10 protein-coding genes are annotated in these 16,416 nt (G+C 36.3%); 4 read left to right on the top strand and 6 right to left on the bottom strand.

What is annotated here, in order from left to right; genetic code table 11:
• Window positions 1-565: 565 nt before the first annotated feature.
• The 3 genes from manA to KRR19_RS09590 all read right to left on the bottom strand — a co-directional run bounded on the left by manA (window position 566) and on the right by KRR19_RS09590 (window position 5,432).
• Window positions 566-1,501: a mannose-6-phosphate isomerase, class I gene (manA, locus tag KRR19_RS09600; RefSeq protein ID WP_105978258.1), complete on the bottom strand. Its 936-nt coding sequence runs from the start codon at window positions 1,499-1,501 to the stop codon at window positions 566-568.
• 13 nt (window positions 1,502-1,514) lie between these two features.
• The gene (locus tag KRR19_RS09595; RefSeq protein ID WP_002480244.1) at window positions 1,515-3,488 is read right to left on the bottom strand and encodes a PTS fructose transporter subunit IIABC; all 1,974 of its coding nucleotides are present in this window, start codon (window positions 3,486-3,488) and stop codon (window positions 1,515-1,517) included.
• 78 nt (window positions 3,489-3,566) lie between these two features.
• The gene (locus KRR19_RS09590) at window positions 3,567-5,432 is read right to left on the bottom strand and encodes a BglG family transcription antiterminator (protein ID WP_216733604.1); all 1,866 of its coding nucleotides are present in this window, start codon (window positions 5,430-5,432) and stop codon (window positions 3,567-3,569) included.
• A gap of 175 nt (window positions 5,433-5,607) precedes the next feature.
• Between KRR19_RS09590 and KRR19_RS09585 the strand changes: the two genes are divergently transcribed.
• From KRR19_RS09585 to adhP, 3 genes are all read left to right on the top strand, one after another.
• On the top strand, window positions 5,608-6,117 hold the full coding sequence (locus KRR19_RS09585; protein ID WP_002480246.1) for a YagU family protein: 510 nt from the start codon (window positions 5,608-5,610) through the stop codon (window positions 6,115-6,117).
• 142 nt (window positions 6,118-6,259) lie between these two features.
• Entirely contained in the window at window positions 6,260-7,054 is a 795-nt protein-coding gene (locus KRR19_RS09580; RefSeq protein ID WP_002480247.1) for a D-alanyl-D-alanine carboxypeptidase family protein, read from the top strand.
• 105 nt (window positions 7,055-7,159) lie between these two features.
• Entirely contained in the window at window positions 7,160-8,170 is a 1,011-nt protein-coding gene (gene adhP, locus KRR19_RS09575) for an alcohol dehydrogenase AdhP (protein WP_002480248.1), read from the top strand.
• A gap of 136 nt (window positions 8,171-8,306) precedes the next feature.
• Here adhP and KRR19_RS09570 read toward each other — a convergent pair whose 3' ends face one another.
• Window positions 8,307-8,828 (bottom strand): DUF805 domain-containing protein, encoded by a 522-nt coding sequence (locus KRR19_RS09570; RefSeq protein WP_002480249.1) that lies wholly within the window; start codon window positions 8,826-8,828, stop codon window positions 8,307-8,309.
• Between the two features lie 192 nt (window positions 8,829-9,020).
• Window positions 9,021-11,858 (bottom strand): YhgE/Pip domain-containing protein, encoded by a 2,838-nt coding sequence (locus KRR19_RS09565; protein ID WP_070724619.1) that lies wholly within the window; start codon window positions 11,856-11,858, stop codon window positions 9,021-9,023.
• Window positions 11,859-12,076: 218 nt separating this feature from the next.
• Between KRR19_RS09565 and KRR19_RS09560 the strand changes: the two genes are divergently transcribed.
• Entirely contained in the window at window positions 12,077-14,278 is a 2,202-nt protein-coding gene (locus KRR19_RS09560) for an amidase domain-containing protein (RefSeq protein WP_002480251.1), read from the top strand.
• Between the two features lie 79 nt (window positions 14,279-14,357).
• Here the strand turns inward: KRR19_RS09560 and KRR19_RS09555 are convergent, their stop codons facing one another.
• The gene (locus KRR19_RS09555; RefSeq protein WP_002480252.1) at window positions 14,358-16,313 is read right to left on the bottom strand and encodes an LPXTG cell wall anchor domain-containing protein; all 1,956 of its coding nucleotides are present in this window, start codon (window positions 16,311-16,313) and stop codon (window positions 14,358-14,360) included.
• Between the last annotated feature and the right edge of the window lie 103 nt (window positions 16,314-16,416).

Raw genomic sequence — 16,416 nt, 5'->3', positions numbered from 1 at the left:
TATTTAGCATACTATCACCTCATTATCTTATTACTATCATTATACAAGAAATGGGGAAAAGGTTATTATGTAAAATGTTAAAAAATAAAAAATGCCGACAAGTCCGTAGGACTTTGTCGACAGTCTGGAGCTAAGTAAGCTGTCACTTACTTAGCTTTTAATAAAGGCTCACAATGGATCTTGTGAAACTCTAACGAACCTAAATGGTTAGTTAACTTCTGTACTTAATTGTCCGTTAGTACAGAAGTTATTTTTTCCATCTTATTGATAGCTCCTTTTAGCAAAAAAGTCACTAAAACGACGGAACATACATTTTCAAAATTCAAATGAATTTCTATTAGCGTAATATCCATACTATCACCTCCCCGATAACTCCATTTAAGGCTCGAGGCGGCTTCACATGCTTCTCTCTATTTCATGCTAGGTTCTTTACCCTTGGATATCATGCCATATTTATCTATAAATTACTTTTATAATTTTTAAATGTAATATTTTTTCTCGCAAAGTAAAAAAAGAGCTAAAACAGCCAAAACTGTCTCAACTCTTCATTAGTTCATACAAATATTTATGAATGACTTACTATAATACTCATATCACCTTTGAATGTGATATCTAAATCTTCTGAAGTTATGACAAAATGTGTACCTTTGTCTATAGTGTTTGATTGGCCATCTACAATTACTTCTCCGCTTCCTTCAATCACAGAGATCAAACAATACTCATACGGCTTTTTGAAAATCAATTCACCCTGAATATCCCATTTCTCTACAGTGAAGAATTCATTTGATACAAATTGTGTAAATGCTTGCCCATCGCGTGTTTCGTGAATTGGTTTTGTATTAGGATTTGTTTGGTTTACATCGATGACTGCCTTACTTTGTTCAAGATGTAATTCACGTGTATTACCATGCTTATCTTTACGGTCATAGTCATAAATACGATACGTTGTATCCGATGATTGTTGTGTTTCTAAAATTAATATCCCTGCGCCAATCGCATGAACAGTACCTGCTGGTACATAATAGAAATCACCAGGTTTTACTTTTTCTTTATGGAATAAACCTTCGAATTCTTTATTATCTATCATACGCTCTAAATCTTCTTGATTATCTACATTAACACCATATATAATTTCTGCATCTTCTTTAGCGTCTAAAATATACCAGCACTCAGTCTTACCATAGCCGCCTTCATGTGCTTTCGCGTATACATCATCTGGATGAACTTGAACAGATAATTTATCATTCGCATCTAAAATTTTTGTTAAAAGTGGAAACTCGTCTTTTTGGTCATTTCCAAACAATGCTCTATCTTCATTCCACACTTGTTCTAACGTTTTACCTTGATGCTCACCATTCTCAATCACATTTGAGCCGTGTGGCAGGGCTGAAATTGCCCAACATTCACCTGTTAAATCATTTGGGATGTCGTAATTAAATTGTTTTAATGCTGTGCCTCCCCAAATACGTTCTTGAAATACTGGTTTTAGAAATAATACCATACGTTATCATCCTTTATATTGCTTTTAGTATGTCGTAAATTGTCTCTTTGTCTTCTGCAGTGATTAATTTTTCACGTGTTTCATCGTCCATAAGAGTCTTAGATAATCGTTGTAATAATTTTAGATGTGTATCATTACTGTTGTTAGGTACGACAATTAAGAACACGATCTTAGGTAATGAGCCATCTAAACTTTCCCACTCAATACCGTTTTTATTTTGTAATACTGCAACTACAGGTTGTTTGACTGCATCTGATTTCGCATGTGGGATGGCTACGTTCATACCGATAGCTGTCGTAGATTCAGATTCACGTTTTAATACAGAGGATTTTACTTGAGCAAAGTCTTCAACATAGTTTTGGTTTTTTAGTTCTGTGATGAGTCGATCAATCACATCATCACGTTTCATTTCACTGTTAGTTAATTCGATTAGGCTTTTATGGAAAACAGTACCTTCTTTTGTTTCTTGTGTTTCGTTTGTATTTGTGTCTGCGTATACCGGTTCTGTTTGTGTTTGAGTTATATTTGTTTGCGGATCTTGTTTATCAGAAAGTTCTGTTGTTACACCTTCTCCTTCAAGTACAGCAGTCGGTGCATTTTTCTTGAATAATAAAACTGTTGCTGTAGTGATTAAACTACCGACAATAACTGCAATGAAGAACCACAACACGTGCTCAATGCCACCCAATACTGCAACAATAGGACCGCCGTGAGCTACTCTGTCTCCTACGCCACCTAAAGCTGCGATAGCTGCTGCCACCATAGCCCCAATCATATTTGCTGGAATGATACGAAGCGGATCTTGTGCAGCGAATGGAATCGCGCCTTCAGTAATACCGAATAGCCCCATTGTGAATGACGCTTTACCCATCTCTTGTTCTGAGTTATTAAATTTACGTTTTTGAATAAATGTCGCTAACCCTAAACCTATTGGAGGCGTACATACCGCAACCGCTACCATACCCATTACTGCATAGTTACCTTCAGCAATTAATGCTGAACCGAATAAGAATGCTACTTTGTTGACTGGACCACCCATATCAAATGCAATCATGGCACCAATAATGAGTGCGAGAACAACAATGTTCGCGCCTTGCATACCTTTTAACCAACCAGTTAATGCTGTAAATACGCCTGAAATTGGCGCACCAATAACAAAGACAAATATTAATCCAACTACTAATGAAGCTAAAATTGGAATAATGATAATCGGCATAATTGGTGCCATAGCTTTAGGCACTTTAACGTTTTTAATCCATTTCGCAACATAACCAGCGATAAAACCAGCAACGATACCGCCTAGGAATCCTGCACCAGCTTCACTGCCATAGAAACTTCCGTCTGCTGCAATAGCACCGCCAATCATACCTGGTACGAGCCCTGGCTTATCAGCAATACTATAAGCGATATAACCTGCTAGTATTGGTACCATAAAGCTAAATGACAATGCTCCGATTTTCTCTATAGATTTCCAAAATGAATCATCTGGAATGACTAAACCTTTAGCTGAAGGTTCACCGCCAAGCGTTAAGGCAATGGCAATCAATAATCCACCAACGACGATGAAAGGCACCATAAAGGACACACCATTCATCAAGTGTTGGTAAATCATTTGTACGCCGCTCTTCTTCTCTTCTTCTTCATAACTGTCATCTTCTGAAGCACCTTCATGATGATAAATACGTGCATCTTTATCAATAATACGTTGTATTAATTCTTTTGGATGATGTATACCTTCTCTGACATTTTCGTTAATTAAACGTTTACCGTTAAAACGTGATAAGTCTACTTGTCTATCTGCCGCAATAATAATACCGTCTGCTTCTTTAATTTCTTTTGCTGTTAATACATTTTCTGCACCTACGCCGCCTTGTGTCTCAACTTTGATATCTACACCCATCTCTTTAGCTGCTTGCTCTAATTTTTCTTGAGCCATATATGTGTGTGCGATACCATTCGGACAAGACGTAATCGCTAATATTTTCATGTGAATCACGCTCCTTAGTTAAAGTGTAAGCGCTAACACCAAGACATAAAAAAAGATAATTACCGTTACTAGTGGCAATTATCCTTTAATCATTTTCATTAGTTTAGTTTTAAATGATTGTGCTTCAAGATATATAAGCTCATCTATAGCTTTTTCATCCAGTTGTGCGATAGTTTGAATTATACGTTTTGTAAGTTGAATATCTTGTTTAGTCGTTGCTAAGAAGAAAGCTAATTTAACTTGGTGCTCTTTCCAATAGAAACCTTTAGTGCTTTTAAAAACAATGACATGAGACTTTAATACTTTCTCAGGGTTGCCATGCGGTATAGCAACTTGATTTCCTATATAGGTTGAAGACATTCTCTCACGTTCTAAAGCACTTTCGATATACCCTTCTAATACAGCATGATTATTACTCAGTATGTCTTGCGCTTTTTCAAATATAGAAGCAGTATTAAATGCTTTTTCACTTTCTGTTTCAACTATAAAGTTCACACCTGAAAACTCATCTGACTTCATAGCTGGTTTTAACTTTTTGGCCATAAATGTTTCTAATTGATGCTTATCATCATCGCTTAAAAGCGGTGACACCTGAAGTAACTCTACATCTTCTGTAAGTTGATCAATAATAATATCATGAGTTGTGATTAGCATATCAATTCCTGTGAAATCATAATGATCGATATCTTCCAATCTAATCGTATCTTTAACTTTAATATGATTACTTAACTTCGAAACTTTTGTAGCAAGTAATTGAGAGATACCAATTCCATAATAACAGGCAATCACCACATTTAAATGATGTTGTTCATTACGATCAATTGAAGATTGAAAATGTATTGTCAGAAAGGCAATCTCATCCTCAGTTAATTCTACACCCGCTTCTTCTGTCATTTGTTGCCCAATATCATAAAGTACGTTAAAAATGAACGGATATAGTGCTTTAATTTCTTTAGTCAGTGGATTGTTAAGGTAAACTTCTTTCATAATTCTTAAATATGTCCGTCCAAAATGGGAATAGAGGTTCTCTTTTAGCACTTGGTCTTGCGTAAAGTGTACGCCTACTCTTTCTTCCATACGTTCAATCATTCGGTTAATATAGCTTTCTATAAATAGTTGTTGCACGCCTAAGTCAAACTTATTAAAGTGATAGCTAATAAAAAATGAGAACAGTTTAGTCACTTGTAAATTTAAAGTGTAGCCTAACTTAAGGTTTATTTCTTCAATAACCTTATTTGAAATTAATAATGCTTCTTCATTTAACCCCCCGTTAATATTCTCTGTAAAGCTTCTCTTCATAATTAAAATCAAATGAATCAATAACTGTTCAACTTGAATATCTGAAGTTTTAATGTCAAAGTCATTGAGATTACGTTTTATAATTTGTGTGATTGTATCTACATGCGCTCTAGGCAACTCGTCTAATATAAGTGACTCTACACGATGATTACGCGTAGAAAGCTGATTTAAATGAAGTGTGGCATTGTTTAGGTTAGTCTGACTTCCTACTACTTCTATACCTTTGCGGGGCTTAACATTGATAGCTACATCAAACTTTTCACACCAGGCATGAATACGTCCAATATAATCAAGTATTTCTTTCTTAGTCAGATGATACGTTTTTTCTAATTGATGTAATGTTAATTGAGTATCATTCATCAATAGTTGATAACCTAAAGTTACTAGTATTTTATGGTCTTTATCAGTATATTCTTCGAGTCGTTTTTCAACTTCTTTAATAGTATATTGCTTAGTGCTGATTTGATAACCTCTTGATTTTACACTTACTATTAAATCTTTCATAAAGTTTGTATTCACTGCTTTAATATCATTTCTCGTGGTACGATTCGATACATTCAAGAAAGTGGCTATGTCGTCAGACGTAAGATACTGTTCTGCATTATTAATAAAAAGTTGTATTAATTTAATCTGTCTTTCAATCATAGAAACCACCTCCTATTTATTATATTTAGTTTAAAGCACTTTAATAAAAATTCCTATCTTTTATATTAAGCACAATTTCTTATCCTGCTAATTGATCTTCAACTTTCTTGAATTTGTTATATTATACACAACCTTAACATGCTAATATAAGATTATTGTTAAGGAGGAGAATTTTATGCATCAAGAAAAAACAAGTTCTACATTTCAATTTATCTACACTGCGGTCATTGCAGGATTATTATCAGGAATTGTCAAATTAGGTTGGGAAGTCATGTTTCCACCTCGTACTCCAGAAAGAAATGCTACTAACCCACCTCAACAGTTATTGCAACAATTTGGATTTTCGCAAGATTTTACACACCAAACCTATCAATTTTCAGAACAAATGTTACCGTGGGTCAGCTTTATCGTTCACTATAGTTTCTCTATTGTGATTGCAATAATTTATATTTATTTAGCTAAAAAACATCCAATTGTTTATGCAGGTTATGGCGCTCTATTCGGCGTCTTTATATGGGTAGCTTTCCATTTATTGATTATGCCTGTTATTCAAACTGTTCCAGCACCTTGGGATCAACCATTTGACGAACATCTATCTGAATTATTTGGTCATGTAGTATGGATGATGACAATTGAATTAGTAAGACGTTATGCAATCTACAAAGATAAGACCTTAAAATCATAATATCATTTAACTTACGACTGTCCTTATTTTGACTAAATATCACTTGTAACAAATTTTCTACAGCTTTTATATACACAACTAATTCTCCTTTGATTGATATACAATAGTAATATATTGATAATTACAACAAAGGAGCATCAGTGTGGAAAAGCCAAAGACAATTCAAATGTTTGTTGAGAAGATGAATGAAAAAGCAGCTAGTATTGGTATGTCTCGTTCTATGTTTAAAAATCCTACGGGTTTAACGGAAAAGTATCAACTATCAACGAGTTATGATCTGTCATTGTTAACACTACATGCGAGTGCGAATGTGGATATTGTGAGAATTTGGAAGAAGAAGCATTATTCATTCTGGGTTAAGGGTCCTAATGCAAGACGTATGGATCTCACAACAAGAGTAGATAATGAAAAACTGAATCAATATTACGATATTTTAGGCGGCAAAACTGGAACTGTGGGCTTTATAAAAAACCTATGTCTTTTAATCTATGATGGTGAGACTGTCTATATCGTAACCTTGCTTAAAGCGAGAGGTAATCGATTCCATCAAGCTAAGTTACTTATTGATTATCTTTTAAATAAAGGTTCTCTAGATGGTGTAGATACAACAGCTTATACAGTTTTAAAATACCCATCATGTAATCCTTATTTATTCACACGTTTCAAACCAGAAATTCTTATTTCTAAAAACGGTAATGCGCGCAATAATCCCGCAAGTCTAACTAAGCTATTGACGTTGTTGACCGCTTTAGATTATCCACTGGATTTAAATAAAAATTTAACTGTTAAGGCTGAAGATATGGCTGAAGATAACCTCAACGACATTAGAGAAGGAGATATTATCAGCTTAGATGATGCCTTACATTTAATATTACTGAGATCTTCAAATATTATGGCTAACATGCTTAGTAGATATGTCTCAGAACATTATCTTTAATGTTTAAATACTTATATAAAAGTTACTAAATTAGCCTTATTTACGATAACCTTATTGCTCTCAATATTAATATAATAGTATTGATTAAGTAAGGAGGTTTTCTAAATGAAAGCAATTGTAGTAGGTAAAGATCATCAACCCCAAGTTACTGAGAGAACATTACGCCCTTTGAAATACGGTGAAGCATTATTAGACATGGAATGTTGTGGTGTGTGTCATACAGACTTACATGTTGCCCATGCTGATTTCGGCGATGTGACTGGCACTATTTTAGGTCATGAAGGTATTGGTATTGTAAAAGAAGTCGCTGAAGGTGTTACAAGCTTAAAAGTAGGAGATCGTGCAAGTGTGGCATGGTTCTTTGAAGGATGCGGCCACTGTGAATATTGTACTACAGGTCGTGAAACACTATGTCGTGAAGTTAAAAACGCTGGTTATTCTGTAGATGGCGGTATGGCACAAGAATGTATCGTTACTGCAGACTATTCTGTTAAAGTTCCAGATGGTTTATCATCAGAAGCTGCCAGCAGTATCACATGTGCAGGTGTCACAACATACAAAGCGATTAAAGAATCAGGCGTACGCGCTGGTGAATGGCTTGTTTTATTCGGTTTAGGTGGACTTGGAAACCTAGCTTTACAATATGCGAAAAAAGTATTTAACGCTAAAGTTATCGCAGTCGATATCAATGACAGTCAACTTGAATTTGCGAAACAATACGATGCAGATGTCACTTTAAACCCTAAAGAAGTGGATGTCGCAAAATACATTCAAGAACATGTAGACGGTGCACATGCGGCAGTTGTTACAGCGGTTGCTAAACAAGCCTTCAACGCAGCTGTTGAATCTGTACGTGCTGGCGGTACTGTAGTCGCAGTCGGCTTACCAACAGAATCAATGGACTTATCAATTCCACGTTTGGTATTAGACGGTATTCGTGTTGTAGGTTCACTCGTAGGTACACGTGAAGACTTAAAAGAAGCTTTCCAATTTGGTGCTGAAGGTCTAGTCGTACCAAAAACACAATTACGTCCAATGGAAGATGTTCAAGATATCTTCAAAGAAATGGAAGAAGGTAAAATCAACGGCCGTATGGTTATTGATTTACGCCATTAATCATAATCTTAAAACACAACTAATTTAAATAACACTTGATTAAAAATAGATAGAAGCTCTGAAGGAAATCTAATTACTGATATCCTTCAGAGCTTCTTAGTTTTTGTTCAATAAATATATTCAAATTAATCGTTTGTTATTCAACTTCTGCATCTTGCGCTAATGGGTTGTTTGAAACAGCTTTACTACTGCCGCCATCACCGTAATTATTCGGTGCTTTGTCCCCTGGCAGTACCAATAAGTAGATGATATAAAGTGTAACTAAACCAGCAACCACAATACCGAAGACACCTGCGAATGCTGTGGCACCTAGTACCCAACCTTCGCTCGCATTCGCTGCCAAGACAACGCCAAAGAAGAAAACAAGTGTTCCAACTGAAGCGATAAAACCGCTGATATATGAAATAATCGCAAATAACATTGTACGGTTTGTATCGTGTAAACGTCTAACCATCACAGTGAAAGATGGGATGATAATCGCAATGCCAAAGATACTACTTAATAAACCTCCTGAAAGTGCCCCTAACACAGTTGAAATTAAAAAGTTAATCCAAAATGGATGCCAATAATCCGCTCGATCTGAACGTCCCTTCACATCTAAAAAGCGAATCCAAAATTGTTTATAGCTTTCAATAATTTGATTCGATTGATTCTCCATCGTATGCCTCCCCTTTATTTGTTAGGGTCATTATACCCACAACCAATTGAATATCTCAAATTAATTTTAAGTAAATAATTTGTTAATTCATATAAAGTGTTGCGTTCTTTAAGATAAACAAAAGTATAAAAAGAGACCTGAAATCAAAGCTGACTTCAAGTCTCCTATTTACTGTGTGTATGTTGTTTTATCTTATTCTAAGACATCACTTTCTTCTGCTTTCTCTGACACTTTTCTCATAATCGGATCTGTGATTGGTTTAAAGATAATACCGATAATAAAGAATGCGATGCCGAAAATCAGAAGAATCACTAGTTTTTTGGTTAAAATTTCAGGCACAAAGCCACCGACCGCTTCTCTCATCACATCAATCGCATACGCAAACGGCAAGTATGGATGAATCGCTTGGAAGAAATGCGGTGTGACCTCAATTGGGAACGTACCGCCCCCACCTGCGATTTGTAGGACTAACAAGATAATCGCTAAGGCTTTACCAGGGTTTCCAAGTAATGATACCAGTGTATAAACAATCGTCACAAAGACGAGTGAAATAATCACAGATAACCCGATAAACCATGCGACATGTTCAACTTGGGCTTTCAAAATCACAATATCTCCAATAGAGACAATCAACGATTGAAGAATACCGATAATATAAAACAGACCAAGTTTTCCTAAGTAAGTTTCTCTAGTAGTAATACCCGGCAAGTCCGCAACATGCTTATTATCTGTCGTCAATAAGCTCACCATCAATAACGCACCAACCCAAATAGACAATGCTGTGTAGAATGGTGTACTTGCTGAACCGTAGTCTTTGACTGGGAAGATATCTTTTTCATGAATCTTAATCGGATTCGCAATGACATCTGCTTGCTTCTTCAAGTCATTTTTCAGTAAATCCACTAACTTATCTACTGCGTCATCATCTTCCACTTCATCAAAGAGCTTATTAGCTTTCGCTAAATCTTTCTCAAGATCCGGCAAGTCGTTTCTGATAAATTCAGCTAACTTATGCAAATCTTCTTTCGCTTGTGGTTGATTTTCATCTAACAATTGCACAATACGGTCATAACGATCAAACAGTGTCGGCAGATTCGCATTAACAGTTGCGGTAGTGTCCGCAAGTTGTTGTTCTAGACCAGGCAAGTCATTTCTCACGAATGATGCAGCACGTTCCACACCTTGCTTAAACTGCGGATAATAACGTTGTGCAGTCGCTACCGCATTTAAGTAACGTTGTTCTAATTGCGGTAAGACACTTTGGATTGTCTCAATACGATCACCTGCGACATTTAAAATAGATTGGCCTTCATCAATCACTTGTTGAATCGTATTCAGCTTAGATTGAACGGTAGAAAGTTTTGCTTCTCCTGTATTCAAGACAGCCATAATGTCTTGTGACACATTGATTAAGCGTTGATTCAAGTCTGATTTAATATAGTTTCTTAAATCACTTAATGCATCATTAACATTCGGAATTTCTTTTAATAATTTTACTGCTTCAGCTTTACCAGAACTACCTTGTTTCAAGGCATCTCTCAATTGATTTTGGAGCTTAATCACATGATTGACTCTGTTATTTGCTGCTTCTAGGGTTTGAATTTCTTTAGATAAGTCAACATGTTCACGATTTTCTAGTTCAGACAAGATATCAATCAGTTGTTGGTTGGTCTTGCTTGTCACTTGCAGACGTTCAATCAAGTTATCTAACGTACTTTCAAATTCTTGAGGTTTGTCAGACGCTAAAATACCATAAGTTACTTCTTCTAGCGCTGCTAAATCTTGTTGGCTCGCTTCTGATTGTTGTTCTGTTTGTTGAGAAAGTGATAAGAGTGCTTTTGATAATGAAGACTCCATCGCATTCGCATCATTTGGATTAATCGTATCCGTGTTATTTGAATCCTCACCATTAGTACTCATTTGTGAAGTACGTATTCCAGAGAAACGTCCATTATTTGTTGTACTTTGCGGTGCAGTTTGTGCTCTTTCGTTTAATTCATTTTGCACATTTTGATCGACTTCTTGTGCATTATCAATCACTTGTTGGTAACTGCCTACACGTTGTTTTACCGCTGATAAGTAACCTTGTGCTTCATTTAAACCTTGTTTGCCAGCTGTAACACCATTACTAGCAATGTCTACACCACGATTAATACGTGGGAAAGCTTGCGGTACATCATTTGAAGCAACATCTAAGGCACGCTCTATATTCGGTAAATATTCATTTAACGCTAAGATTAACTTTGCACGTTCATTCAATGCTGGAATGGCTGAATTCACTGCGTTTAATTTATCCTGCGCGTCTAAGATATCTCCTTTATATTGATTTAAACCTCGGAATTTATCTGCGTATTCATCTAATTGATCTTGGTTTTGGTCAAGATACAGAATCTTTTTCGCAAATTCATTAATTTTCGGTACTGAATCATTCGCAGTCTTCACTGCTTTTTGAATTTTATTAATCGTTGGTATTTCTTCCTCAAGTTTCACACCTAAACGATTGGCTTCATCTAACAATGCTTTTGTCACTGTTTCATTAAACTGTTCATTCGCTTTTTGAACAATTGCACTCGTTCCTGCATCTGTCATTTTCGGCGCAATCGCGTTTAATTTCTGGTTCACTTTGTATTCAACGTTCGCTTGTTGCGGGTCTTTTCTCAGTGTGCCAGTAATTTCATGTGTAAACTTGTCTGGTATGTACATTGCGGCGTAATATTTACCCATTTTCAAATCATGGTCTGCTTTTTTCCGACTGACAAACTCCCAGTCAAAGTGGTCATCTTTTTTCAAGTTATCGACAATAGTGTCCCCGACATTGATTTGTTTGCCTCGGACTTTATCGCCATTATCTTCATTGACAACTGCGATTTTAATATTTTTGGTATTACCGTAAGGATCCCAAGTCGCATCTAAGTTGAACCATGCGTAAAAGGACGGCAATATCGCTATTCCGCCTAAAATCACTAAAACGGACGGGTGCTTGATAATTTTCTTTAAATCCATCAGGAACAGCTGTATCGCGTTCTTCATTTGTACACCTCTAAAATTTTTATATCTATTTTGGTTTCACATTAATTTCAAATTACTGTTTGTTTCTCTTGAATAAATTGATATAATGGCCTCATTAGTAGGGTCACTCTTTAAAAGTTAACAACTATCAACAACTAGTCATAATACTGCTTTTAGTGTACCAAGTCAAACATCCATTTGTACACAGTAAACTAATATATTTTAAGAGAGGTATTTCCATGAAGAAACAAAAACTATTGGTCTGTATGCTTTCTACTTCATTGTTAGTTCCATCCTTCCCTTTAAGTGATGTACAAGCAGAAACAACAGATAAAGTCACGGCACCTTCACAGTCTGATGCATCATCTTCAGACCGTGCCTCAAACACTAAACAGGACACACAAGAAAATCAAAAAGAAACATCTAAACCACATAAAGCATCCAAAACGCAATCATCTGATTCAGACACATCTCTAAAATCAGATGAGAAAGATGACGTTGAGTCAGAGTCTGAAACAAATACACAATCAAAAGATACATCTTCAACACCTTCAGATAACACAACACGAAATGAGGTTGAATCAGATTATGACGCACATACATTAGACTTCTTCAAATCTACACCGAAGCGAGATTCATCTAGCCGCTTCGAAAGCCTATTCAACCGTCTCTTCCCAAGTTATTCAAACCGTTCTGAAACTACGGATACCAATCAAGAGACAAGCGACTCTAATGCTAGCAATGAACAAGCTTTAGACAATAAAAATGAAACCTATTATCAAGGTCAGCCACAAACAAAAACACCGCCTGAAGAAACACCAATTGAAACAGACAAACAATCAGAAGACAGTACAACTACATCAAACGAAACAACACCTAAAGAAGATACACCTTCTAACCAAGAACAGTCATCTGACACATCTTCAAATACAACACCTGAAACTTCTCAAGATGACCAAGATATCTTTAATAAACTAGATGAAGCCAGCAACAATGTCACAAACAATAATCAAGAAGAAACTGAACAACCAACAGAAAACAAAGACTCAGCACAACCAAAACAAGCTGATGACGCTAATCAAACGACACAACCTAAAGAAACAGAAACAAATTCAAACAATGAAGATACAGCTGATAATCAAAACACAGCTGATTCAACACAAACAGAATCTAAAGAGGATACAAATGACACATCTTCTAAGGCAGATGACCGTGTCTTAGAATCTATTTTGGATCAATACAGTGAAGACGCGAAACAAAATAAAGCAGATTATGACGCACAAAAACAAAATGACAACAATTCAAATCAATCATCTGAAGATGCATCTAAACAAAAATCGAATCAGAACGACACAAGCAATGCTTCTAACCCACAATTACCTTCAAAAGCACAATTGGAAAATAAGAAAAAACCAGCACAATCTTTTGAAGATGGTCTAAACCGTTCAGATATCAGAACAACTGCGACATTTGAATTATTACCAAATCTCTCAAGCGATAACAGTGAATCTGGTGACATCGCAGTAACTGAAAATAAAGACACACGAGACTTTATTAAAACGATTGCGAAAGATGCCCATGACGTCGGCCAAGATGAAGATATCTATGCCTCTGTGATGATTGCGCAAGCAATTTTAGAATCTGATTCAGGCAACAGTACATTAGCGCGTGCACCGCATTATAACTTGTTCGGAATTAAAGGGGCTTATAAAGGGCATTCCGCAAACTTCAATACATTAGAAGACAGTGGAAGCAGTATGTATCAAATTTCAGCCGCCTTCCGCAGTTACCCAAGTGAAAAAGAATCGCTTGAAGATTATGCAGACTTAATCAAAAACGGCATCGACGGCAATCCAACAATTTATCAACCGACTTGGAAAAGTGAAGCAGCCACGTATCGTGATGCGACAAGACATTTATCACGTACGTATGCGACAGATACACGCTACGCAGATAAATTAAATAGTTTGATCAAGCATTATGATTTAACGCGCTTTGATAAGAAAACAATGCCAGACCTTGCAGACTATCAACCAAGCGATGAAGATCATGAAGGCGACTTCAAACCGTTTGCGGAAACTACAGACAATATGCCTTATCCACACGGTCAATGTACATGGTATGTCTATAATCGTATGCCGCAATTCAACAAAACAATCAGCGGTGATTTAGGTGACGCACGTAATTGGAATAACCGTGCAGAACGTAAAGGTTACCACGTCTCTTCTACACCTAAAGCACATACTGCAGTAGTCTTTGAGGCTGGCCAACAAGGTGCAGACAGTATCTATGGTCATGTTGCTTTCGTAGAAAAAGTAAACAGTGATGGTTCGATTGTGATTTCTGAATCTAACGTTCAAGGTTTAGGTGTGATTTCGTATAGAACAATCGACGCAGAGGATGCTTCAGAATTAAGTTATATTGAAGGACAAGATAAATAATACAAAAGTAACGCTCCATTCAAAGGACCAAAAACTGGTTTTGAATGGAGCGTATTTGTTTTAACTCGATTATAATTGATTAAGATTGTTTCGCTTTACGACGTTTCACAAACCATGTAAGACCGCCGCCAATGATAATTAACGCAACACCTAATGGTAAAGCAGATTTCTTCGCTATTTCACCTGTGGCTGGTAAATCAAAGTTACCTTCGTCATCAAATAGCCCACTTAAGAAATCATCAGATGAACTGCCTAATGATAGCGCGCGACCTTGTGATGGATTCGGAATATCAGGAATACCATCTAATACGCTGCCACCATTCGCTAACTTGTCTAATAGACTCGGTCCACCGAATAAACCAGATTTACCACCTAGTAAGCCTTTATCTAGTAGACTACCGTTAGACTTACCTAGCAAGCTTGGCGTGTCTTTTAACGGATCAAAGATATGACGGATATCTGATTTTAATCGCGTGATATCACGGTCCGCTTGAAGTAAATCGTTAAGCGGTTGATCAAGTCCCGATTTGAGGACACTTAACAATTCAGCTTTCGCATCGTCTTTTTTCGCAATCACATTCGCCAATGCACGTGCTTTCGCATCATTGAATTTTGTGGCTAAAATCGTTTCAATCGCTTGGCGTTTATTATGTGCTTGGTCAATCACGTTGCCGATAATCTCATCCGCTGAAACATCTGAACCGTAGCGTTGTTTTAATAGTTGAACGAGTTCAGCACTATCTGGACGTTTCGCCATAATTTGACGTGCCATATCTCTCGCTTCATTCTTATCAAATTTCGTCGATAACAGTGTTTGAATTAATGCTTCTTTATCATCCGCTTTATCAAACATAGATTGAAGCAAGCTGTCACTTGTGAATGAACCGAGTCCGTCTAATTGACTCAACACTTGGCTCGCAATTTGCGCATCTGTTTTACCTTTTGTATCAATGCGGTCAATAAGTTGTTGTGCACTTTGTTCATCTACAGTGCTGCCGATAATATCTTTAACAGCTTGTTTTTTGTCAGACGCTGATTTTAAATGATCTGAGATAATCGCATCTTGTTGTTTCAGACTGCTTTTTGTTTTCTCAATTTCATTTTTTAACTGCTGTGCTTTATCTTGTGAAATTTCGCTGCGTTCAGCTAATCTATTTTCTAACGTTTGCAGATTCGCTTCTTTATTTTGGACATATTGGTCTAAATCTTGTTTCGTTGTTTCTCGTGCAGTCGTCACACGGTCAATATCTTGTCTAAGCGTACTCAATGCTTGTGAAGCTTGTGTATTCTCTTCGTTCGCTTTAGTTTCCTCATTGTCAGAACGGTCCGCTTCACCATCATTTAGTTTCCCGTTATCAACTTTATGAGAAAGTGCTTCTAAATCTGAGATAAATGCATCAATACTTTGATTGGCTTTTTCCTGATTTAATTGCGCATCTGCCACTTGTGATGAAGGGTTTGAATCACTTGATTGTGCTTGTTGTGAAGCTTGGTTTAAATCTTCACGCACCTTTTCTAATCGATCTGACACAGCAGTATCTTCCGTTCCTTGAGTAGTATTAGGTTCAGGTTGTGCCTCAGAACGATTTGCGTCTTCTTTTAATAGTGAAGCTGATTGTTCATCATTTTGAGTAGATGTATTGGATTGTGTTTTATTGTCTTTCTCTAAATCAGAAGTTGCTTTCTCTTCTTTAAGTTGTGCTTCTTTCTCTTTCACATCTTTTAAGATTGCGTCTATTTGTGATACACGCTCAGCCTTATTGATATCTGTTTTGAATTTAGTTTTGTCACTGTCATTCATTGTTTTAATACGATCGATTTCTTTTTTTGCTGCTTCTATACGCGACTTGAGTGTTGTAGTATTAGAATTTTTTGTAGCTTTGACATCTGTCTGATCTTCCGCAACCACAGTAGGTGCAGACGTTAAGTTATAACTTAATAATGTCGTACTTAACAATACAACAGCACTTGAAAACTTAAATGAATGGCTTAATTTATTTTTATGATTTAAATCAGGGTATCTCTCTTTTTTCATTCACTTCACCTTTCCTCATCACTATACAGTTATTATTATATTAGTTTACACCTATCATTCAAAGAGGAAACTATCAATTGATTTATTTAATCAAATCTACATA

Origin of the sequence: Staphylococcus sp. CWZ226, assembly GCF_018986355.1 — a bacterium.
In the GTDB taxonomy this organism is placed as follows: Bacteria; Bacillota; Bacilli; order Staphylococcales; family Staphylococcaceae; genus Staphylococcus; species Staphylococcus simulans.
This window is presented reverse-complemented; position numbering and strand designations above follow the sequence as displayed.

Excerpts from the sequence above, each read along its gene's own strand:
- manA (WP_105978258.1), bottom strand. The coding sequence starts at position 1,501 with ATGGTATTATTTCTAAAACCAGTATTTCAAGAACGTATTTGGGGAGGC.
- KRR19_RS09595 (WP_002480244.1), bottom strand. The coding sequence starts at position 3,488 with ATGAAAATATTAGCGATTACGTCTTGTCCGAATGGTATCGCACACACA.
- KRR19_RS09590 (WP_216733604.1), bottom strand. The coding sequence starts at position 5,432 with ATGATTGAAAGACAGATTAAATTAATACAACTTTTTATTAATAATGCA.
- KRR19_RS09585 (WP_002480246.1), top strand. The coding sequence starts at position 5,608 with ATGCATCAAGAAAAAACAAGTTCTACATTTCAATTTATCTACACTGCG.
- adhP (WP_002480248.1), top strand. The coding sequence starts at position 7,160 with ATGAAAGCAATTGTAGTAGGTAAAGATCATCAACCCCAAGTTACTGAG.
- KRR19_RS09570 (WP_002480249.1), bottom strand. The coding sequence starts at position 8,828 with ATGGAGAATCAATCGAATCAAATTATTGAAAGCTATAAACAATTTTGG.
- KRR19_RS09565 (WP_070724619.1), bottom strand. The coding sequence starts at position 11,858 with ATGAAGAACGCGATACAGCTGTTCCTGATGGATTTAAAGAAAATTATC.
- KRR19_RS09560 (WP_002480251.1), top strand. The coding sequence starts at position 12,077 with ATGAAGAAACAAAAACTATTGGTCTGTATGCTTTCTACTTCATTGTTA.
- KRR19_RS09555 (WP_002480252.1), bottom strand. The coding sequence starts at position 16,313 with ATGAAAAAAGAGAGATACCCTGATTTAAATCATAAAAATAAATTAAGC.